The following is a 22561-nucleotide window of genomic DNA, read 5'->3' as shown; positions in this document are numbered from 1 at the left end:
ATCTTATTTCTCCTTTATAAAGTAAGCACGATGAATCCAGATAACACAGCCCACAAGGATAAGAGCCATGGCAGGCATGGTCATCATTCCGTTGTTGACATAACCAGCATCGTAAAGTGCCTGTGGAACGATCTGAAAACCCAGTAAAGTACCACGTCCAAGAAGTTCACGCACACCACCCACGATGACAAGGATGAGGGCATAACCCAATCCGTTGCCCACACCGTCAAGGAATGAAGGCCAAGGCTTGTTCATCATGGCAAATGCCTCAAGGCGACCCATGAGGATACAGTTGGTGATAATCAGACCGACATAGACGCTAAGTTCTACACTAACATCATAGGCAAATGCTTTAAGCACCTGTGACACGATTGTCACGAGGGCAGCCACCACTACCAGTTGCACGACGATACGGATACGTGTAGGAATGGTGTTGCGAATGATAGAAATAATCACATTGGCAAACGCGGTAATTACCGTCACGGCCAAACCCATCACAATGGCCGGTTTGAGTTGTGAGGTGACGGCCAAAGCCGAACAGATACCAAGCACCTGACCGAGAATAGGGTTGTCAAGGCTGATGGGGTTTGTCAATACCTCTTTGTTTTGTTTACTGAATAATGACATGGCTGTTACTCTTTTACTTCAACAGAATCACTTGGAAGAGTGACAGACTGCTTTCCGAAGAGCTTGTCTGCACGCTTGCAAGCATCCAACAAATCTTTTTTCAACATGGCGTCAACACCATCAGAGGTCAAGGTAGCACCAGTCACCACGTCAACCTGACAGGAACTGTCTTCTACCTTCTTCACGATAGAGAGGGCTACGTCATGGCATTTCTCGTCGGCAAAGACACGCTTGCCGATGAATTTCTCCTGCCAAGCCTTAGAGTCTTTGATTTCGGCTCCCAGACCAGCTGTTTCACTTTCGTGATTGAAATAAACGCCATAAACGGTAGTGGGTTGTCCGTGAAGGGCAATATATCCACTGATGCCGCCCCACAGTCCCATGCCTTTCATGCTGACCACGAGGATGGGTTCGCCATCAACTTCACATTGGTAGAATATCTGACCGTTGTCTTCTTTCTCATCCTTCACTACCTCATTGTAGCGGGCTTCTGCCTCTGCACCATCAAGGTTACGGATGTTGAGCGAATATAGAATCTGTTTCTTCACATCGAGCTCAACATTAGCATCCTGCATGGGTTTGAGTGCCTTGAATACAAAGGCCAGCACAAAAGCCACGATGACAACAAGCACAGTACTATATATAATAATGTACGTGTTTGAGTTTGTATTTAATTTGCTCATTTGTTTTCTCTTTAATGATTTTACTTAGCACGTTTCATGCGCTTGCTGACATTGCGCTCCACGATGAAATGGTCGATGGTGGGAGCAATCATATTACCGAAGAAGATGGCGAGCATCATACCTTCCGGATAACCGGCATTCATCACACGGATGATGACAGCCATGGCTCCTATCAGGAAACCGTAGATGTATTTACCTCCTTCAGTACGACATGAGGTGACAGGGTCGGTGGCCATGAAGACAGCACCAAAGGCGAAACCACCCAACAGGAACTGTTCGTACCACATCATCTGGGTCATGCCGAGCGACTGGAAGAGTAATGCCATCAGGCCACCTCCTACAAACACACTCACCATGGTTCTCCATGAAGCGATACCAGTCCACAGTAGGATTACCGCACCAATAGCGATGGCGACAGCAGATGTTTCGCCGATACTACCGGGAATGAAACCTAATGCCATATCAAGGAGTGAAGCATCTGGAGTTACCCCCTGGCCAATCTGACCGAGCGGAGTTGCTGCAGTAAAGGTGTCAGGCAGAGTGTTACCCAGTCCGAAGATACTGTCACGTGCAATCCACACCTGATCACCTGTCATCTTTGACGGATAAGCAAAGAACAGGAACATACGGGCAGAAATAGCAGGGTTGAACAGGTTCATACCCGTTCCTCCGAAAATCTCTTTGCAGAAGATAACAGCAAAGGCACATGCCAACGCCAACATCCACAAGGGACAGCCTACAGGGATGATTAATGGGATGAGGATACCGCTAACGAGATAGCCTTCTTGGATTTCTTCACCTTTCCATTGTGCCCAGGCAAATTCTATACCGAGTCCGACGATATAGCTCACCAGAATCTTTGGAAGGACCACAAGGGCACCATATACAAAGATTTCAAGGAAACTGGCTGTTGCCAAGGTTCCTGCGGCGAGATAGTTTTGATAACCCACATTATACATACCAAACAGTAAAGCTGGCAACAAGGCGATGACCACCATACTCATGATGCGCTTAGAATCGATGGCATCATGGATGTTCACACCCGTGCGTGCTGTGGTGTTTGGCACATAGAGGAAAGTCTCAAATCCATCGAACACGCTACGGAAGGCATGGAGCTTTCCATCGGGTTCGAAATGAGGCTTAACTTTATTGAGATAATTTCTTAATGCACTCATATTAATATTGTTATGTGTTTTCTTTACGTAAAATATTTAAGCCTTCACGAACAATACGTTGCAGTTCGAGCTTGGAAGAATCAACAAACTCAGCCAATGCAAAATCTTCAGGACTTACCTCATAAATGCCCAATTGCTCTTGACGGTCAATATCACCAGCAATAATCGCCTTAATCAGAAATTCCCCGTAGATGTCCATAGGAAGCACGCGATCGTATTCACCACTCATAATCATGTGACGCTCACCACCCTTTACACGTGCGTCGAGAGCATATTTCTTTTTAGGACAGAGCCATGAGAAATAGCTGCGACTGGTACTGAACTGTCCCAAACGAGGCATGATCCAACCTGCCAGCTCGTCGGCATTATCACCTTCTGGAATGACGGTAATCTCACTACTATGCGCACCAAGGAATCCCTCTTTTGTGGTGGGACATCCAGTTAGCACATTACCATTGATAATACGCACATGATGGTCGGAATCGTAACTGTTGGAAAGGAGTGTGGAAAGTTCTTCACCCACATTCATACGAACATAGGCAGGATTCTTTACCTCGCTACCACAAAGGGCAACCAAACGATGTAAATCAACACGGCCGGTCTTCAACAGACGACCGATGAAAAGTACGACGGTAGGATCTACAGTCCATACCACCTCACCCTTGTTGACTGGATCGATGTGGTTGACCTGCACACCCACATTACCGGCAGGACAAGGACCGTCGAAGACATGAGTCTCGATATCTTTGTATTTGTCGATAAACGAAGCGTTCTTACCGCAGCCCACATGTGTGGTGGCAATACGTGAAAGGGCTGTAAGTCCCAACTGAAACTCCTCCTCTTCCCCCTTCACTTCTACTTCAAAGTCACACGACAGGGGTTTGTCGCGAAGCGTAGAAATGAAGATAGCCTTAGGCATAACGGTAGGATTGGTTGAAACAGCATAAGGCAACTGGTCGATATAACCAAAGAGACCTGCTTCAAGCAAAGCCTCTACCACAGCCTTTCCGTCCATCTTCGACGGATCCTTGATGCCGAAATCAACCGATACTTGCTCTTTGTCTGCCTCCACGCGGATGCAAAGCACTTTTCTACGTTCACCACGCACCACTTCGCGTACAGTACCGCTAACGGGAGAGGCGAATTTAACTTCAGGATACTGCTTGTTTACAAACAAAGCATCCCCAGCCTTGACATGATCGCCTTCGCGTACTACCACTTTAGGAACGACACCCACGAAATCTTCAGGGACAATACCATACTGACCGTTTGATTTCAACTGGATGACTTTTCCTTCCGCTTTCCCTTGAAGGTGAATGTCCAAGCCTTTTCGTAACTTGATTACATCTGTCATTTGTTTATCTTTTTGAGAATAGTTGCTTTAATAATGACTGCAAAATTAGTAAAAATAGGTCTAATAAGCATAAATAATTCGCAAAATATTTAATATTCACAACTTTTTAATGTAATTTTGTGGCTCAAACATGTTAAATGAAAACATTTTGCAATCTCTATTTGTCAGTTTTTGACCAGTAGTAAGAACACATTGCCAGTGAAGATACTGAAATATATCCTTAAAATCACGATATGGGCGGTCATTGCTGTCTATCTGCTGACAATCCTTACGTTCTCCATCCCCAGCATACAACAATATACTGGAGAGAGAATTGCTGTTGCCATAGGCGATAAGTTGGGAACAAATGTCAAGATCGGTAGTGTCAATCCCGGATGGCTTAACAGACTCGTTGTCGATAAAATCTCTATGGATGACCAGTCGGGAAAACAGCTATTAGTCGCCAATCGTATGAGCGTGAGAATCAACCTCATCTCCCTCATTACATCGGGAAAGATTGATATTTCAACCGCACAGATTTTCGGAGGAAAAATCAGTCTCTACCAAAACAGACCTGAAGACAAACCCAATTTTCAGTTTGTGCTCGACTCACTTGCTTCCAAAGAATCGAAAAGTGATAGCAAACTCGATTTAAGGTTGGGCTCGCTCATCATGCGACGTACTTCCGTCAGCTACGATAAGAACTGGATAGCAAGAAGATACGGGCAGTTTGATGTGAATCATATCAAAGTGACGGACCTCAGTTCACATATTCTAATTAAAACGCTCACAAACGACTCGCTGAATGTCATTGCCAAAAACATTTCCATGAAAGAACAGGGCGGACTGGATATTAAGCGACTGGCATTTCAATTGGAATGTGGACGTAACCGTTGCAAGCTCAAAAGTCTTGACTTAAAACTGCCTGACACCCAGTTGGCTTTGGGAGAAATGGAAGCCGACTACCGTATAAAAGATAAAAAGATAGACTTGGAAGCGTTAAGGTATCATGGTGAAATAAAACCATCACATATCGCGCTAAGTGACCTGAGTGCTTTTGTACCTTCCCTCAAGCAGTTCAAAGGCACCATCTCGTTTAGGTCGAAATTCAAAGGCGAGAAGGATGACTTAGACATTGAACAGCTCTTGGTAGAATCCACATCGGGAGATATTGACATCGATTGCAACGGATGGGTGAAGAATATAACAGGAAAACCCCAATGGCTTGCGCATGTCAACAATCTATCGTTGTCGGCTCAAACCATTGGTTTTATATCAGAAAACCTGAAAGGCACACGCTTTACCCCACCCGCCCCTCTGGTAAGAATGGGGGATATACAAATGCATGGTCTTGCAACAGGTACAGCGTTGGATGTCATCAAAGTACAACAACAAATCCGTACGGATGTGGGAAGTCTGAAACTGAATTTCGACAAAGAAGCTGACCAATCCTTCCAGGCAGACATCAAAACAGAGAGCATCAATCTGCAACAGCTGCTCAACGATGCTCATTTCGGACAAGTATCAGCAGATATTGCCGTGAATGGTTCGCTGGACCGTCAACATTTTCTGGTACAAGCCAAGGGAAATATAGGGCAGTTTATCTATAACGAATACCCATTTCGCAATATCAAGATTGACGCACGTTACGACAGTAAAGAAGTTGGCGGAAACCTCTCTATCGACGATCCTAATATCGGACTGGACATCTCTGGACTGTGTCAGATGAACCATAACGAACGAAACATTCAGATCAAAGCATCGATACTCAACTTCTCTCCTAAAGCCATCAACCTCTCCGACAAATGGGGTGACGCCAGATTCTTTGCCGATATATCATCTGACATCAGAGGCAGTAGGATAGACAATTCAACGGGTTCGGTGAAAATTGACAATTTCTCGATGTTGTCGTCAACAGACAGTTATGAGTTTGATCAGTTGCATATCATGACAGGATATGAAGGCAACACCCATTTCATGCGCCTCCGTAGTGACTTCGCACAGGCTGAAATCATGGGAAAGTTTGACTATAAGACCCTGACAAAGAGCTTTACCGATTTCCTCGCCATCCAACTGCCTACCCTTCCCGGCTTGCCCAGAAATGGCCAGGGAACCAAGTTTGATTACAGTCAGTCAAATGGCAATACAACAGCGTATAAGAATAAACGGCAATCAGCTGCCAATAATGATTTCTCGGTTCATCTGCACATCACAAGAGGCGACTGGTTGCAACGCTTGCTGAAGGTGCCTATGGCTATCCGCAAACCTGTCACGATAGATGGTTTTGTGAATGATAACACGCACACTATCAACCTGAAAGGAAGCGCTGCTGAATTTTACTTTAACGGCAATTGCTACCGTGACGCCTATGCCAATATCCATACGCCTGGCGATACTTTAGCCTGCCAGTTGGGTGTGGCAAAGATGATGGATAATGACGACCGCATCGATCTTAAACTCCAAGCCGATGCACACAATAATCAGTTGAACACCTCCCTCCATTGGAACAATCATAAGGTTGAAAAAAATATGGAAGGAACGCTTAATGCCACAACAATCTTCCATAAGACGGAAAACGGGCAACATGCGGCCAATGTTCAGATCAATCCATCGCGCATCAATATACATAATACATGGTGGAATGTTGAACCGAGCTCGATATACTATGCTCCTAAGCATGTTAGCATTAAGAATTTCACGATCAAACACGATAGCCAACACCTCGTCATCGACGGAACAGCTTCACCCTCAGAGGATGACGGTATTGTGGTGAACCTCAACGACATTGACATAGAATACATCCTCGAACTGGTGAATTTCCATGCCGTAGATTTCAATGGTCATGCTACAGGACAGGTTTTGGCTCATGCCATCTTTAGCAAAAAACCTAAAGCATCGGCACAACTGGCCGTTGACGGTTTTGAGTTTGAACATGGTCGCATGGGTACGCTAAATGCCAATGTAGTATGGAACGAACAAGACCAGCAAATCGATATTCATGCCATTGCCGATGACGGACAGATCTCAAATGGTCGCGACTCTAAAACCTATATTGAAGGTTATGTTTCTCCTGTGAAGAGTTTTATAGACCTCGGCATCAGGGCTGAGAACACCAGAATAGAATTTATGCATTCGTTCACTAAGAGCTTCATCTCTCACATCGACGGATCGGCTCTGGGCGCCGTACGACTGTTTGGACCGCTGAGTACTATTAACATAGAAGGTCAACTGGTTGTCAATGGTGAAGCACATGTGAAACCGACAGGATGTACGTATTATCTTAAAAACGATACGATTAATCTTGTCCCTGACGAAATTTCCTTTGCTTCATGCTACATCTATGACAAAAACAACCAAAGAGGACTGATGACGGGTGGCATACACCACAAGCACCTCACCAACCTCACCTACGACCTCTATGTCGATGCCAACCATCTCTTGGCTTATGATTTCAACGACTTCAGAGACGACACGTTCTATGGTACAGTCTATGGTACTGGTCGCGTGGGTATTCACGGACGACCCAATGAAACGACCATCGACCTGAATATCACACCGGAAAAGGGTTCGTCTTTTACCTATAATGTAGCGCAACCCGATGCCATCGGCAATCAGGAGTTTATCAGTTGGGTGACACATCGAGATAATGACACAAAACTCAACCAAACATCTCAGGAAGTCACGACAGACAATCCGTTGGAGGACCGTTCTGATATGCGCATCAACTTCCTTATCAACTGTACGCCGAATGCTACACTACGCTTGCTGATGGATAACCAGACAAACGATTATATCACGCTCAACGGAAACGGCATCCTGCGTGCCACATGGTTTAACAAAGGCGGTTTTCAGATGTTTGGAACATACCATGTTGAACATGGAACCTACGGTGTGACCATACAGGAAATTATCAAGAAAGACTTTACCTTCCAACCCGGAGGTACTATCGTCTTTGCAGGTGACCCTTATGAAGCTACGCTGAACCTACAGGCCTTGCATGCAGTAAATGGCGTATCGTTGAGCGACCTCAACGTCGGCAAGAGTTTCTCGAATACGGTTAAAGTCAACTGCCTGATGAATATCACGGGACAACCGTCAAACCCCATAGTGGATTTCGATCTTGACATGCCGAATGTCAATACAGACGAAAAACAGATGGTTCGATCGATTATTAACGGACAAGAAGAAATGAACCAACAGGTGCTCTACCTCCTTGGCTTCGGTCGATTCTACCCACAGGGTGCGAATAATGCGGAAGCGGGGGAAACACAACAAAACCAAACGTCGCTGGCCATGCAAGGTTTGTTGTCGGGTACGCTGAGCAGTCAAATCAACACCTTGCTTAAATCAGTCATCAAAAGTAACGATTGGAGTTTTGGCGCTAATATTTCCACGGGCGACGAAGGATGGAACAATGCGGAATACGAGGGTATTGTCAGCGGTAGGATGTTCAACAACCGATTACTCCTCAACGGACAATTTGGTTACCGTGACAAAGCCAATACCGCCAACACAACATTTATTGGTGACTTTGATGTGCGCTATCTGTTGGTGCCCAACGGAAACCTTGCCTTGAAAGTGTATAATCAGACCAATGACCGCTATTTCACAAAATCAAGTCTTAACACCCAGGGACTCGGCCTGATCATCAAGAAAGATTTTAGTAACCTGCGCGATTTGTTCGGCATCAGAAAGAAAAAGGCGACAAAGGCAAAAAAGGAAAAAAAGGAGAAGAAACAATAATAGTTTCTTGTCGCTAACAGGTCAATCAATATCTACGGCGCACACAGACAATATGGTAAGATTTCTTGTTTCCTCCATGTGCATACTGGTCGAAGATTATACTTTAATGTTTTTTAATACAAAAAAGTTGTTAAAAACGTGCAGCGTATTGATTTTTTTAGTAAATTTGCAGAGATTTTTGAGTACATTTTATGTACTTTATTGATTTTCAAGAGGTTAAGTTAAAAAGAAGAAGATTTAAAAAGGATGAGACAGCTTAAAATTCAGAAAAGTATCACGAATCGTTCGAGTGAAGCACTTGATAAGTATCTTGTAGAAATCGGACGTGCCCCGCTGATTAGTGTTGACGAAGAAATCGAACTTGCACAAAAGATCCGCAAAGGTGGTCCTGAGGGTGAGCGTGCAAAAGACAAACTTGTCACAGCCAATCTGCGTTTCGTGGTTTCCGTGGCCAAACAATACCAGCACCAGGGTCTGACCTTGACTGATTTGATTGACGAAGGAAACATTGGATTGATTAAGGCTGCTCAGAAATTTGATGAGACACGCGGCTTTAAATTCATTTCCTATGCAGTATGGTGGATTCGCCAGTCTATTCTTCAGGCTATTGCAGAGCAAAGCCGTATCGTGCGTTTGCCTCTGAACCAGGTTGGAAGTCTGAACAAGATTACCCACGAGATCAACAAATTCGAACAGGAACATCAGCGCCATCCTTCTGTTGCTGAGTTGAGCGACGCTACCAATCTCGACGAAGAGAAGATTGGTCAGAGTTTGATGGCTGATGGTCACCATGTTAGTATTGACGCCCCATTCCAAGAGGGTGAAGACAACTGTATGCTTGACGTTATGGCAGGTGGTGATGATTCACGTACCGACCGTCATGTAGATCACGAGTCAATGGCTCAGGAGCTCAATGCCGTATTGAAGAAAGTGCTGAAAGATCGTGAGATTACCATTATCAGCCAATGCTTCGGAATTGGTTGCCACGAAAAGGGTCTTGAGGAAATCGGCGACCAGTTGGGACTCACTCGCGAGCGTGTCCGTCAGATTCGCGAAAAGAGCATCACCAAGTTGCGCGAATCGGGCAACGCTAAGATATTGATGAAATATTTGGGATAAAGTTTGGATGCCTTGGAATTTTTCCGTAATTTTGAGGCATGAAACACCCATCCGCCAGAATAATGATGCTGGGCATGATGATTTTCATGTCCAGCATCTTTGTTTATGCGAGTCAGCCAACAGACTCGTTATTAATTCAGCGTGTATGGGAGTATGGGCGAAAATTACCCGTGTTTTATTCCGATTCCACTTCAAACTCATATATGCGGTATGTGATAGATGCCAGACGCCGCAACCCTATTCTGTTTCTTGTGCCAAGCATGTATGTTGTAGCGAAGGGAGAACGGAGGTACATCGGAGAAGTGTATGGCAAACTGAATATTGACAAGGACGGCCATTTCAAGATGAAGCGACAGGTGGTGAGTGGTACTATCCCTCGCAATCGGAGCGTGATGCCCACCACCTTGGAATATCTCACCCCCGACCTTTATGGCAAGACCATCTACGACCAGCGTCTTTTGTCGCCATTTCATCGCAGCAACAGACATTTCTACCGCTTTACAACACATCATGTTTCTAATAACATGTTTCGTATCGACTTCCGCCCCCGTCTTAACAATACACAATTGGTTACAGGTAATGCCATTGTAGATCAACGAACAGGACGGATCCATCTAGCCTCTTTCAAAGGCGAATACGATATGATTGCTTTCCGCGTGCAGGTGATTCCCAACACCGACGAACGGGAATTACGCTTACCTCAATGGTGCTCTACCGAGGCACATCTGGGATTTATTGGCAATAGTATTGATGCTCGCTTCATAGCAACCTACAATGCTCCAAAAGAGGTAGCTGACACCATCCACATTCAGGCTGACAGAAAGATGATGGACACCTTGCGCACCACACCGCTTGGTAAACTGGAGAATGAGATCTACGCCCATTACCATTCGATGAGGTCGAAAACAGACAGTATAGGTCAAGATACTATCAAGCGCAGCAAATGGAAGGAATGGGCTGTTGATGTGATTGGCGATCAACTCATCAGCAGCATGAGCCTGAATGCTGGAGGTGCAAGTATCAAGGCGTCGCCTCTCTTCAACCCGTTGTATTTGAGCTATAGTCAGAGTCGGGGTTTGGCGTATAAAATGAAAATCAGCATGCAATACGCTTGGAATGCTCATCGATACCTCACTTTCACACCACGCCTGGGTTATAATTTCAAAATCAAGCAGTTCTACTTTACTGCCCCACTCCGCATGACGTACAATCCGAAAAGAGATGGATATGCAGAGGTGATATGGGCTAACGGTAATAGAATCATCAACTCCAGCGTTATTGATAAGATCAACAACAGATCGCAGGCGGCTACTGACGAACAGCTGGGCGAGCTGCAATATTTCAACGACAACAACCTCAAGATGGTCAATAATATAGGTATAACAGACTGGTTTGAGGTGACGGCCGGTTTGATTTACCACCAACGTACTGCGGTCAACAAGAAAATGATGCAAGAGGCTGGACATCCTGTGACGTATCGAAGTTTCTCTCCTTTGCTGACGTTACAGTTCACGCCCTGGAAAAAAGGTCCCATCCTCACAGCCAATTACGAGCGCAGCATCCGTAATGTACTACGGTCTAACCTGGAATACGAACGGTGGGAGTTTGATGCGACCTACCAGAAGCGAATGGACTGCATGCGCCTTCTTAATGTAAGATTTGGAGGAGGCTTCTATACCAACCAGAAGACAAGTTATTTCGTGGATTATGCCAATTTCAGAGATGAGAACTTGCCCAACGGTTGGGATGACGATTGGACTGGACAGTTTCAGTTGTTGTCACGTAACTGGTATAATGCCTCGGATTATTATCTTCGTGGTCATGTGTCCTATGAATCGCCGTTACTGATGCTGTCTTGGATGCCATGGATAGGCCGTTACATAGAAACCGAGCGTATCTACCTCAGCACCTTGTCGATAGAACACACACGGCCCTATACCGAGATCGGCTACGGCTTCACCACGCGTTTCGTGTCCATCGGACTCTTTGCCAGTTTCCTCAAGACGCAATATCAGGAAATTGGTTGTAAATTCACCTTTGAACTTTTCAGAAAATGGTAACAAATCCAACATCCCCTATTCGTCCGCTGACCGTCTATAAGGCGAGTGCCGGAAGTGGTAAGACCTTTACACTTGCCACCGAATACATCAAACTGCTGGTGGCTAATCCGCAGAACTATCATCAGATTCTTGCCGTGACCTTTACCAATAAGGCTACGGAAGAGATGAAACAACGTATTCTCAGCCAACTCTATGGCATTTGGAATGAACTGCCCGACTCGCAAAGCTATGCTGCAAAGGTGGAGGCAGAAACTGGTCTTGATGCTGCTGTCGTCAGACAACGTGCTGGCATTGCCTTGCATCTGCTCATCCATAACTATCATCAGTTTCGCGTACAGACCATTGATGCCTTTTTCCAAAGTGTGTTGCGCAACCTTGCACGCGAACTGAACCTTACTGCCAATCTGCAGGTGGGAATCAATGGTGTTCAGGTGGAATCGCTCGCGGTAGATATGATGTTGGAAAACCTCAAGAGCAGCGACCCTATGCTGCAATGGCTCTTGGGCTATATCATGGAAAATATCAAAGACGACAAAGGATGGACCAATAGCGACACGCGCAACAATACGCTGCTCCATGATATCAAGTATTTCGGACGTACCATCTTCCACGACGACTACAAGACGCACCGTGAAATCCTTGAAGAAGTGATGCAGCGCGATGGGTTTATAGAATCATACGTCAAACAGTTGCGCGACGTTGCGCAAAATGCAGAAAAATGTTTCAGGCAAACCAGTGAATCGTTTTTCGAAACCCTTGAAGACAACAACCTCACCATGGCTGATCTCCCCTATGGAAAATCGGGCGTAGCTGGTTTGTTTGTCAGCATCGGTAATGGTAAATACGAGGAGGACATCATCGGCAAACGTGCCTTGGCATGCTTGGAGAGTGCCGACAACTGGGCTTCTAAGAAACACCCGCGACGCCAAGAGATTATCGCCCTTGCCGAGTCCAAGCTGATTCCTCTTCTCCGTTTCGTCATAGAGAACCGTGAGAGTAAATGGAAAATCATCAACTCATCGCGACTGACGTTGAGCCACCTCAACAACCTGCGCCTGTTGCATGGTATTGAGCAGACCGTCAAACAGATCAACGAAGAGTCTAACACCTTTCTCCTGAGCGATACACAACATCTGCTCCATGAACTGATCGGCGAGTCCGATACGCCTTTCGTCTTTGAGAAGATTGGTGCACAACTGCGACATGTCATGATCGATGAATTTCAAGACACCTCGACCATACAATGGGAGAATTTCAAAATTCTCCTACAGGAATGTATGAGCCATGGGGAGTCGCGCGACCTGATTGTGGGCGATGTGAAACAGAGCATCTACCGTTGGCGATCTGGCGACTGGCGGCTGCTCAACGATATCGAACGCCAGTTTCCTAGCAACATGATGCAGGTGGAATCGCTGCAAACCAATTATCGGTCGCAGCGCAATATCATCGATTTCAACAATACTTTCTTCACCACCTTGGCAAAGCAGGAATACGCCGACTTGACGGAGGAGGATATCAATGGTGCAGCGTCACTCGAACATGCCTACCATGATGTTTGCCAACAAGTACCCGACGCCAAGCTGGATCAAGGGTATGTGGAAATACAGCTCCTGCCTACCGAGGACTATAGCCAGCATACGCTGGAACTCCTGACGTCCCGTATCAGTCAACTGCTTGATGAGGGGGTACGGCAGTCGGACATCGCCATCCTCACGCGCACCAATACGGTGATTGGTGGTATTGCCAATTATATCACGGGTGAGTTGCCTGATGTCAACGTGGTGAGCGATGAGGCATTCAGACTGGACTATGCTGCACCTGTCAATCTGATTGTTGATGCCTTGTGGCTGTTGGCCCACCCCAACGACAAACTCGTCAAAGCACAACTGGTGAAGAATTACCATCAACTCATTCTCGACGATGTGAGCTGGACGCAAAGAGACTGCCTCCTTGCCACCAAAGACCTCGATGAGATGTTGCCCGAACCCTTTGTCAACGGGATGAAAGAGTTGATTCAGTTGCCATTGTTAGAACTGGCAGAACGAATCTACGATATCTTCTCGTTACATCGTGTAACAAGCCAAAGTGCATACGTCTGTAAGTTTTTCGACATCCTTAGCGATTTCGCCATGGACAACAGTACGGGTATTGAAGCCTTCATAGACTATTGGAATCAGGACGCACATAAAAAGACCATCCAGAGCGACCAGGTGGAGGGAATACGCATCCTCACCATCCATAAGAGTAAAGGACTGGAGTACGACCATGTCATCATCCCCTACTGCAGTTGGAAAATGGAAATGGACGATACGCTGTGGTGTCACCCACAGGTGGAACCCTTCAACCAACTTCCAGTTGCCTTGATTGACTACAGCAAGAGAATGCGTGAAAGCATCTATGCTTCCGATTATGAAGAGGAACACCTTCAGCTGACAGTCGATAACCTCAATATCCTCTATGTCGCTTTTACCAGAGCTTCCAAGAGTCTTTTCGTCATTGGAAAGCGCCAATCGGCCAAGACGCGTTCTTCCCAAATCATGAAGGTGTTGCCGCAGATTGCCGATCATCTTGCCGGAAGTACCATCGAGGGCATAGAAGATGAGGAGGCGAACGTTGTCTTTACCTACGGCACGCCTGCAACACACACGCAGAAGACGCAGAAGCGTAGCGACAACGTGTTCCTGCAGATTCCAACGCCTCTTGAGGTTTCTATGAAGACGTTCCAACAGAACACACAGTTCCGCCAGAGCAACAAAAGCATGGAGTTTGTGGCTGATGAAAACGATGAAGAGACGCTTACTGCCCAATCATACATCAAGATGGGTAATGTGCTCCACCATGTGTTCTCTACCATTCGTACCGTTGACGATATAGAGAGTGCCCTGTTGCAACTGGAACAGGAAGGTATCATCTACGACCAGGAGATTACTACGGCACGCCTCAAAGACATGCTGCGCAAGCGTTTACAGGACAGTCGCGTCAAGGCATGGTTCTCGCCATCTTGGACGCTTTATAATGAATGTACCATTCTTTCTACCGATGACAACGGCTATGTCGTGGAACGGCGGCCTGACCGCGTGATGAGCGACGGCGAACGTTTTGTCGTGGTCGATTTCAAGTTTGGACGCCCCAAACCTGAACACCAAACCCAGGTAAAGGAATACATGGAACTGATCCGGAAGATGGGACATTCACAGGTAGAGGGTTTCCTCTGGTATGTTTATACTAATAAAATTGAAACGGTATGAAGACATTTCTTGAATTTGTAGCAGAAGATATTATCAGTAAACAAGGTACAGACCTCTCACGGACGGCAATTGTTTTCCCCAACAAGCGTGCCTCGTTGTTCATCAACGAGCACCTCGCCCGATTGGCTGACCGCCCCATCTGGAGTCCGGCCTACCTCACCATTAGCGAACTCTTCCGGTCGCAATCGGAATGGAGCGTTGCCGATCCCATCAAACTGGTGAGCGATATCCATAAGACGTTTGTTGAGGTGACGGGAATTGATGAAACCTTAGACCACTTCTACGGCTGGGGACAACTCCTCCTTGCCGATTTCGATGATATCGACAAAAACAGGGCTGACGCCGATCATGTCTTTGCCAATATCCGTGACCTTCACGAACTCGACGACATCAGTTATCTGACCGATGAACAACGTGCTGTCATTAAGCGCTTTTTCAGCAATTTCAACGATGACGATCATTCAGAACTTAAACAGCGGTTTCTGAAACTCTGGCAACACTTCGCCGATATCTATCATCGCTTCCAGCAGAGACTCGCTGACCAACAACTGGCATACGAGGGTATGTTGTATCGGGATGTGGTGGAGAACAGATCCATCACCCTGAACTACGATACCTATATTTTCGTGGGCTTCAATCTCCTCAACAAGGTGGAGCAGGCGCTCTTCCGACATCTGCAACAGCAAGGTAAGGCTAAATTCTATTGGGATTTCGATGACTATTATATGAAAGGACATGAGGCTGGATTCTTTATCTCTCAATACCTCTCCACCTTTCCCAACGAACTCGATCACTCACGGGAAGAGATCTATCGACAGTTTGCAAACGACAAACAGATCCGGTTTGTTGCTGCGCCAACAGAAAATATTCAAGCACATTATATTGCCGATTGGCTCGCTGATGAACAGCGGAAAAATGGTGGGAAACGCACGGCGATCCTCCTGTGCAACGAGAACCTCCTGCCCATGGTGATCCATTCCATTCCCGACAATATCGGAAAGGTCAATATCACCACGGGCTACCCCTTGGCGCAAACGCCCATCGCTTCACTCCTCACTCTATTGGTGGCATGGCAAACCTCAAACAAGCCAAAGTTTTACTATAAGACAATCCGTCAACATCCTTACAACAAATGTATTACAGACGAACTGCTCGATAGTTGCCAACAGCAGAGCGACTCCCGTATCCATGCCATCCTCGATTGGCTATGCACCATCATCCGCACCATTGCCACTGACATGAGTCAGACCACTGACGCCGACCCTAATGCCATGGCATTACGATCGGAATCCATATTCCGCGCCTATACGTTAGTAAACCGTATGAAGGGATTGGCTGCTGATGGTGACCTGAATATTGATAGCGTCACCCTGCAACGCTTGCTCCGACAGTTGATACAGTCCACATCCATTCCATTTCATGGAGAACCGGCAGAAGGCATACAGGTCATGGGAATACTCGAATCGCGCAACCTCGATTTCGACCACATCATACTCCTGTCGTGCAACGAAGGCAATATGCCTAAAGGCGTCAACGACAGCTCATTCATTCCCCACAGCCTCAGAAAGGTGTACGGACTGACCACCGTCGAACACAAGACGGCGATCTATGCTTACTACTTCCACAGACTTCTGCAGCGTGCCACCGATATCACCTTGGTGTATAACAACGGTACTGACGATGGCAATGCCCATGAGATGAGTCGTTTCATGCTCCAACTCATGGTTGAAGCTCCACAGACCATTCAGCATCACTATCTCAAAGCACAACAGGAACCGACCATTATGCAACCGCAGGCGATTAGCAAGACACCGGAAATCATGCAGATCCTCTACCGTAGATTTGTCAAACGCCCGAATACCAACAGGCCGCTGCTCACTCCGAAAGCCATCAACAGCTACCGTTCCTGCCCGTTGCAGTTCTTCTATCAGTATGTGTCCAACCTCTACGAACTCGATGATGATGAACTGCAGATTGACGACCGCCTTTTCGGTATTATCTTCCATGATGCTGCCCAACACCTTTATGAACAGATGACGCAACATGGATGCCGGATTGAAAAGGCGCAGATTGGGCAGCTGCTGAAGTCAAAGACGGCCGTCGCCCAGGCTGTTGACACGGCTTTTCGCAAACAATTACCTGCCGGTGCTGCGCTCAACGGACTGCAACTCATCAATCGGGAGGTGATTATCCATTACTTGCGTCAACTGCTGAAGTTAGACTACCGACAGGCTCCTTTTGAGGTCTATAAACTCGAAGGACAGGTGATGTGCGACTGGCAAGTGAAGATGGGCGACCGACAGTTTACTACTACGATTGGCGGTACGATAGACCGCCTCGATGCTGTTGATTGCGATACTGCCAAAGAGCGCATCCGTGTGGTGGACTACAAGACGGGAGGAAGCCAGATGAAGATGGCAAAAGACGTGGATGATATCTTTGCCGACAACGACTCGCATCGTGGCTATTATCTCCAGACGCTGCTCTATGGCAATATCGTGGCGACCGACAGTTCCGTCAATCCCCACCAGTTGCCGGTAAGCCCTGCCCTACTCTTCATCCAGCATGCCGCTTCCGACGATTACGACCCGACCCTCTGTTTTGGTAAGGAACCCATCAGCGACATACTTCCCTATCTGGAAGATTTCAATAGTCACCTAAAGACTGTGATCGACGAGATCTTCAATCCTGAGGTTGACTTCACGCCATCTCCCGACGGGAAAAGCTGTTCCAATTGTCCCTATACCAAACTCTGTGGTAAGATATCATAGGATGAGGCGAATGTCCAACAAGATAATCCATGTCATGTGGGAGAAAATCCAGTTTTGTTTTGGTTTTTCGCCCACATCATCGTAACTTTGCACCAATGATTAGCAAAAACCAAATAAAATGGGTTCACAGTCTCGAACTCAAGAAGAACCGCCGTCGTGAAGGACTTTTCGTTGCAGAAGGTCCGAAAGTGGTAGGCGACCTCCTGCGTGCCGGTTTCAAGGCACGTCAGATTTTCGCCACTACGATGATGACAGCCGACACACAACTCGTTACCAACGAAGAACTCCAGCGCATCAGTTTCTTGCAACATCCGCAAGAGGTGTTGGCCGTACTTGAAATCCCCACAAACACCGCCCCCATAGCCCCAGAAGGTCATCTCTCGCTGGCACTTGATGGTGTCCAGGACCCAGGCAACGTAGGAACCATCATCCGTATAGCCGATTGGTTTGGCATCGACTGCATCTATTGTTCCCCCGACACCGCAGACATTTACAATCCCAAGGTAGTACAAGCCACCATGGGAAGCATCGCCCATTTACCCATCGTCTATACTGACCTCCCACAATTTCTCGACAGCCTTCCTGAAACATTCCCAGTCTATGGCACATTGCTCGATGGCAACAACATCTATGACCAATCCCTTACCAGTGAAGGCATTATCGTGATGGGAAATGAAGGAAACGGAATCTCCGAAGCGATACGCCAACGCATCACCCGTCGCATCCTCATCCCCAATTTCCATCAGGGTAGCGAGCGCGCAGAGAGTCTGAATGTCGCCATTGCCACAGCCATCACTTGCTCCGAATTCCGCCGCAGACAGTAGTGTATTCTTTTATTATCCACGGACCACACGGAGTGTTATAAAGTCCTTCCCAAAAGCGAGGTGTTCGCGCGCATTTTCAGTCGAGATTTTTATTTAAAGATTTTATTTCCGTCTAATATCCGTTTAAATTGGCATACGCCTTTGTTTTCTCGCCATGGCATAATTAAAGCGAGCTTTATTCTGCTCATGGCTTAACGAAAACAATCCGATGATTATTTCTGGCCAAAGGCCATATTTCATTAAAGATTTCCTCCAAAGATTTACCTATGGTTTGTTTTGTCGTGACTCAGCATAGTGAAAGCGCGCTCTCACTCTGTCTTCGCTACTCCAAAACATCTTGCCGTAAGGCAACTAAAAAATTCCGTTTATGGAAACTGTCAACTGTTAAATCCGTGAACGCCATTGATATGTATGTGCATTTTGCTTTTCAAAAACTGTAAAACTGTAAAACTGTAAAAACTCAAAATTGCATAAATAAAGGTATTTATAGGTTTGCTAATTAGTTATTTCTTCGTATATTTGCAACGTGAATATGCCTATGCATACAAAATAACCTTTTTAGCAACTAAAACGATAAATATATGAAACAATAATTTTCGAATGAAAACAACGCTATTTATTAACACTTAAAACATGAAAGATTATGCTGAGAATTGACAGAATCATGAAGGAAAAGAACCTTACAGCTAATGAGCTTGGCAAACGTATGGGAGTGACTGCACAATACGTTAGTGAAGTGGCTAACGAGAAGAAGAACATCACCATTGCTGGTATTCAGAAGTTCGCAAAGGCTATGGAGGTTCCGATGGCAGCATTGTTCGATGGTTACTATGAACCAGAAATGAGGGTTGCGGAAGATGGTTTTACCTGTCCTTATTGCGGACATATTATTAAGGTTAGCAAGGGAGAATAATCATTCTGTTGGTTTAACATAAACCTCTGAGGTTTAATAGAAACTCACAACACTCTCTCAATTAACTTTAATGGTATTCATTTGGGCATTTTTGAGTATCTTTGCAGTTTATAGTAGATTCAATATCCTAAAACAATAATACTTATGAGACAGATTTCTTATGTTTTCGCGGTACTAACCGCATTGCTTTTTGCTTCGTGTTCCAAGACGGACAACGGCAAGGTCGAGTTCATTCCTTTCCAGGAAACGGCAGATGGTCAGTGGGGAATGATTTCACTGGATGGTAAAGTGCTCTTTTCTGAGGAGTTTAAGAACAAGCCTACCGTAGTTCGAGATGGTAGATTCTTTGTACAAACTGCTGAAGGAGGTTGGGAAATGTTTGATGCAACAGAAAAACCTCAAAAGGTTGGTGCAGACTATGCTCATGTCTCAGGATTCCGAAATGGTGTAGCTCTTGTTGCAGAAAAGGGAAAGCCAGTCTCTATCATTGATACGGATGGCAAGACAAAGAAGGTTCTTGATAAGATTGAAGGTAAAGAAGTTGATGGAGTCAGAACATTCGAGAAGGGGTATGCTGTTTTTATGACTGTGGACTCTTTATTTGGTGTTATTGACCAAAGCGGTGACTGCGTGATAAAGCCGGAGTACTGTGTTATGAATAACTGTGGGGATGGCAAGTTCCTTGCTGTCAATAGCAAATATCGTAATGATCTGAAGAAAGGCAAAAAGGCTAAGGTCAAGTTCACGGTACTTACAACAAGTGGTTCAACAGCATTCGAGTTTAATGCAGACAAATATGAGGACGTGAGACAAATGTTCTCTGATGGTCTTCTACCAATATGCGTAAAGAAAGATGGCAAGGAAACTTGGGGTATCATAAATGATAAAGGCGAGGAAGTGGTAAAGCCATCTCTCAAGATTAAGAATATCGGTAATATCTGTGGTGATAAGTTCACATACTACAATGGTGAAGGTTGGGGACTTATGAACACAAAGGGCGAAACTCTTATACGTGCAAAGTATGAGTTTTTGTATTATGATGGTGACAACATGCTTGTGGCTATTGTAAAGAAAGACTCTGATACATTTGAATCTAAGTATGTTAACGAGAAAGATGAGCAGATAGGAGATGAGACGTACGTCAGTGCAACTCCATTCACTATGTTCGATGGTGAACATGCTATTGTAAAGCCTAACGACAAAATATATTCAATCATCACACGTGATGCAAGTGTTATCGCAGGACTTCCAGACATCGTAAATATAAGTACTTACGAAGGAGAAGACTACATTGAGAGCGACTTCGTGGACTTGAAAAAGCTTGTAGAAGACTGCAAGATTACAAAGGATGGTATGTTTGGTTTTTCTTTCAATCTGAAGGTAGCTGATGCTATTAAGGCTCAGGTAAAAGCAGGAAATGCGCCTTCAAACGAGTCTCATAAGGCAGGTGATCCATATTGGTACGATTACACCGATGAGATATGGATGGTACAGAAACCTGCAAGTACGTCTTCAATCTTTGAGATGCATTATAGCGGAAAACTGACAAAGGAAACATTCCGTACCAAGCGTATTATTGACTATACGATAGGTGATTGGTATTGGTATCATGACAAGAAGATACCTACAGGATATGTTTATAATAGTGTGTCATTGAACTATTTCCAGTTACAGTTCAGCAATGATGGTAGGATGCATGGTAAACTTCGTGATGTATTGAATACATTCGTTGGAAAGTTCAAATCAATGGGTAAGATTGTGAAGCAGAATAATGGTGCTGCTGTAATATCTACCAACGATAGAAAGACTGCATTCATGTATATGGAAAAGAAGAAGGTCGTGATCATGTATGGCAATCTCGGCGATGCTAACAAACTTGTTATTGACAAATACAAGGATGTAGTAGAAGATGGCGAGAATGCTGGTATATCATACGGTTACCTGAATAGCTTATTCCCTGATAGAAAGAATAACGGTGGCGGTAACTATGATACAGAAGAAGTTGACACTGTAGCAGTTGATACAGTTGCAGCATACTAATCGCAAAAATTGTTTATGAGCAGTCTGAAAGGATTGCTCATAAACATAAATAGCCCACATAATATATGAAAAAGGGATTGACTATTCTAATGCTTGCAGTAATGCTGCTGTCGTGTGAAAATGAAACCTCGTATGAGGCGTATCCAGAGATGGGTGAGTACTACACAGAATCTTGCGGATTGAAGGCTGTCAGTACCGATAGCGTGAAAAACTTTGCCGTGAAGGTTGATAACTTTGTTGTGAAGAATCCAGAAGCGAAGCAACACTCTTTGTACCCAAAGATTGTGGAGAATATCAAGGCTTCTTCGTTGAATTTTACCTTCACCTTTGACACTACCGATGGTGCAACAATAGATTTCCAGTTTTGAAAAGCTGAAAATATAGTTCTATTTACAAAAAAAGTCCGACAGCACGAAGTTGTCGGACTCTTTTTGTTACGCTATCTTTGTAGGATAGGTTGTTTGGAAATCAAAGTCATCACCCGATGGTGAAACCAAGGGCCGAGAGAACGGCGGTGATGGTGGTCAAAGCAATGTTGATGATGACGCTCCACTTGTTTTTAGAATCTTGAGTCATAGTTTTCTGTTGATGATGTTGTGATAGTCTTTAATGCCGAGGAAGGTGGCACACAGTATCAAGAGCTGGGCAACGAGGATGAGGACGGATCCCGAAATCTCCCCTTGCGGAGGCATCATCATGCCAGCTGCAGCGAAGAGGATAGCACAGACGAAACTGGCTAATGAGAGTATTCGTTTCATACGCTAAAAGTGAGGGTTAAAGAGTCCCGTGGACGTTCCGCAGGACTCTGTGGTTCAGCCTTCCAGTCCACCACCACCGGGTTCCTGACCACCAGTGTCGCTATCCGACTTGAAGTAGGCAGTGAGGGCGGTGTTTGAATTGAGCGTGATGCTGCGTGAGGCATTGGTGTCGCCATCGCTCCATCGGTTGAACTGGTAACCTTCGGCAGGCGAGGCACTAATCTCCACCGACTGACCCGCAGGGTAGCGACCTGCACCGGTCACCGT

At 45.6% G+C, this 22561-nt stretch carries 15 protein-coding genes and 1 pseudogene; 9 read left to right on the top strand and 7 right to left on the bottom strand.

All coding sequences use genetic code 11. The features are described from left to right. Positions 1 to 3 precede the first annotated feature (3 nt). The 4 genes from CIK89_RS04350 to CIK89_RS04335 are packed head-to-tail and all read right to left on the bottom strand — an operon-like array spanning position 4 to position 3839. Entirely contained in the window at positions 4 to 627 is a 624-nt protein-coding gene (locus CIK89_RS04350; protein WP_094390222.1) for an NADH:ubiquinone reductase (Na(+)-transporting) subunit D, read from the bottom strand. A 5-nt stretch (positions 628 to 632) separates the two neighbouring features. Continuing rightward, positions 633 to 1310, bottom strand: coding sequence for an FMN-binding protein (locus CIK89_RS04345; RefSeq protein ID WP_094390221.1), 678 nt, complete (start codon positions 1308 to 1310; stop codon positions 633 to 635). 20 nt (positions 1311 to 1330) lie between these two features. Continuing rightward, positions 1331 to 2485, bottom strand: coding sequence for an NADH:ubiquinone reductase (Na(+)-transporting) subunit B (locus CIK89_RS04340; protein ID WP_094390220.1), 1155 nt, complete (start codon positions 2483 to 2485; stop codon positions 1331 to 1333). 10 nt (positions 2486 to 2495) lie between these two features. After that, positions 2496 to 3839 carry a Na(+)-translocating NADH-quinone reductase subunit A gene (locus tag CIK89_RS04335; RefSeq protein ID WP_094390219.1) on the bottom strand — a complete coding sequence of 448 codons (1344 nt, stop codon included), beginning with the start codon at positions 3837 to 3839 and terminating at the stop codon, positions 2496 to 2498. A gap of 198 nt (positions 3840 to 4037) precedes the next feature. On the opposite strand from CIK89_RS04335, the gene CIK89_RS04330 reads away from it, so the two are divergent. The 9 genes from CIK89_RS04330 (at position 4038) to CIK89_RS04290 (ending at position 21904) form a co-directional block, all read left to right on the top strand. Beyond that, positions 4038 to 8561, top strand: coding sequence for a translocation/assembly module TamB domain-containing protein (locus CIK89_RS04330; RefSeq protein WP_144007345.1), 4524 nt, complete (start codon positions 4038 to 4040; stop codon positions 8559 to 8561). 246 nt (positions 8562 to 8807) lie between these two features. After that, positions 8808 to 9680: an RNA polymerase sigma factor RpoD/SigA gene (locus tag CIK89_RS04325; RefSeq protein ID WP_094390217.1), complete on the top strand. Its 873-nt coding sequence runs from the start codon at positions 8808 to 8810 to the stop codon at positions 9678 to 9680. Positions 9681 to 9718: 38 nt separating this feature from the next. Next, positions 9719 to 11740, top strand: coding sequence for a DUF5686 family protein (locus tag CIK89_RS04320; protein WP_144007344.1), 2022 nt, complete (start codon positions 9719 to 9721; stop codon positions 11738 to 11740). Continuing rightward, complete coding sequence (locus CIK89_RS04315; protein ID WP_094390215.1) at positions 11734 to 14988, top strand: exodeoxyribonuclease V subunit beta; 3255 nt, start codon at positions 11734 to 11736, stop codon at positions 14986 to 14988. Before CIK89_RS04320 ends, CIK89_RS04315 begins: the two co-directional genes overlap by 7 nt. After that, the gene (locus CIK89_RS04310) at positions 14985 to 17759 is read left to right on the top strand and encodes a PD-(D/E)XK nuclease family protein (protein ID WP_094390214.1); all 2775 of its coding nucleotides are present in this window, start codon (positions 14985 to 14987) and stop codon (positions 17757 to 17759) included. Before CIK89_RS04315 ends, CIK89_RS04310 begins: the two co-directional genes overlap by 4 nt. Positions 17760 to 17854: 95 nt before the next feature. Continuing rightward, a complete protein-coding gene (locus CIK89_RS04305; RefSeq protein WP_094390213.1) occupies positions 17855 to 18583 on the top strand; it encodes an RNA methyltransferase in 729 nt (242 codons plus the stop codon). Between the two features lie 643 nt (positions 18584 to 19226). Continuing rightward, complete coding sequence (locus CIK89_RS04300) at positions 19227 to 19496, top strand: helix-turn-helix domain-containing protein (RefSeq protein ID WP_094390212.1); 270 nt, start codon at positions 19227 to 19229, stop codon at positions 19494 to 19496. Between the two features lie 144 nt (positions 19497 to 19640). Continuing rightward, positions 19641 to 21536 (top strand): WG repeat-containing protein, encoded by a 1896-nt coding sequence (locus tag CIK89_RS04295; protein WP_094390211.1) that lies wholly within the window; start codon positions 19641 to 19643, stop codon positions 21534 to 21536. Positions 21537 to 21601: 65 nt separating this feature from the next. After that, on the top strand, positions 21602 to 21904 hold the full coding sequence (locus tag CIK89_RS04290; protein ID WP_094436245.1) for a hypothetical protein: 303 nt from the start codon (positions 21602 to 21604) through the stop codon (positions 21902 to 21904). Between the two features lie 109 nt (positions 21905 to 22013). Here the strand turns inward: CIK89_RS04290 and CIK89_RS13470 are convergent, their stop codons facing one another. The 3 genes and pseudogenes from CIK89_RS13470 to CIK89_RS13465 all read right to left on the bottom strand — a co-directional run. After that, positions 22014 to 22112 carry a smalltalk protein gene (locus CIK89_RS13470; protein ID WP_158214619.1) on the bottom strand — a complete coding sequence of 33 codons (99 nt, stop codon included), beginning with the start codon at positions 22110 to 22112 and terminating at the stop codon, positions 22014 to 22016. Further along, the gene (locus CIK89_RS04285; protein ID WP_094390209.1) at positions 22109 to 22294 is read right to left on the bottom strand and encodes a hypothetical protein; all 186 of its coding nucleotides are present in this window, start codon (positions 22292 to 22294) and stop codon (positions 22109 to 22111) included. The genes CIK89_RS13470 and CIK89_RS04285 overlap by 4 nt, the downstream gene beginning before the upstream one ends. A gap of 54 nt (positions 22295 to 22348) precedes the next feature. Further along, positions 22349 to 22561: pseudogene (locus tag CIK89_RS13465) on the bottom strand (hypothetical protein); the annotation flags it as partial.

Source organism: Prevotella sp. P4-119, from assembly GCF_002251345.1.
Lineage (GTDB): Bacteria > Bacteroidota > Bacteroidia > Bacteroidales > Bacteroidaceae > Prevotella.
The sequence above is the reverse complement of the archived record's forward strand: the minus strand, read 5'-3'. Positions and strand labels throughout refer to the sequence as shown.

What these genes read in the sequence shown, in the direction of transcription:
- CIK89_RS04350 (WP_094390222.1), bottom strand. Translation starts at nt 627, where the DNA reads ATGTCATTATTCAGTAAACAAAACAAAGAGGTATTGACAAACCCCATC.
- CIK89_RS04345 (WP_094390221.1), bottom strand. Translation starts at nt 1,310, where the DNA reads ATGAGCAAATTAAATACAAACTCAAACACGTACATTATTATATATAGT.
- CIK89_RS04340 (WP_094390220.1), bottom strand. Translation starts at nt 2,485, where the DNA reads ATGAGTGCATTAAGAAATTATCTCAATAAAGTTAAGCCTCATTTCGAA.
- CIK89_RS04335 (WP_094390219.1), bottom strand. Translation starts at nt 3,839, where the DNA reads ATGACAGATGTAATCAAGTTACGAAAAGGCTTGGACATTCACCTTCAA.
- CIK89_RS04325 (WP_094390217.1), top strand. Translation starts at nt 8,808, where the DNA reads ATGAGACAGCTTAAAATTCAGAAAAGTATCACGAATCGTTCGAGTGAA.
- CIK89_RS04320 (WP_144007344.1), top strand. Translation starts at nt 9,719, where the DNA reads ATGAAACACCCATCCGCCAGAATAATGATGCTGGGCATGATGATTTTC.
- CIK89_RS04315 (WP_094390215.1), top strand. Translation starts at nt 11,734, where the DNA reads ATGGTAACAAATCCAACATCCCCTATTCGTCCGCTGACCGTCTATAAG.
- CIK89_RS04310 (WP_094390214.1), top strand. Translation starts at nt 14,985, where the DNA reads ATGAAGACATTTCTTGAATTTGTAGCAGAAGATATTATCAGTAAACAA.
- CIK89_RS04305 (WP_094390213.1), top strand. Translation starts at nt 17,855, where the DNA reads ATGATTAGCAAAAACCAAATAAAATGGGTTCACAGTCTCGAACTCAAG.
- CIK89_RS04300 (WP_094390212.1), top strand. Translation starts at nt 19,227, where the DNA reads ATGCTGAGAATTGACAGAATCATGAAGGAAAAGAACCTTACAGCTAAT.
- CIK89_RS04295 (WP_094390211.1), top strand. Translation starts at nt 19,641, where the DNA reads ATGAGACAGATTTCTTATGTTTTCGCGGTACTAACCGCATTGCTTTTT.
- CIK89_RS04290 (WP_094436245.1), top strand. Translation starts at nt 21,602, where the DNA reads ATGAAAAAGGGATTGACTATTCTAATGCTTGCAGTAATGCTGCTGTCG.
- CIK89_RS13470 (WP_158214619.1), bottom strand. Translation starts at nt 22,112, where the DNA reads ATGACTCAAGATTCTAAAAACAAGTGGAGCGTCATCATCAACATTGCT.
- CIK89_RS04285 (WP_094390209.1), bottom strand. Translation starts at nt 22,294, where the DNA reads ATGAAACGAATACTCTCATTAGCCAGTTTCGTCTGTGCTATCCTCTTC.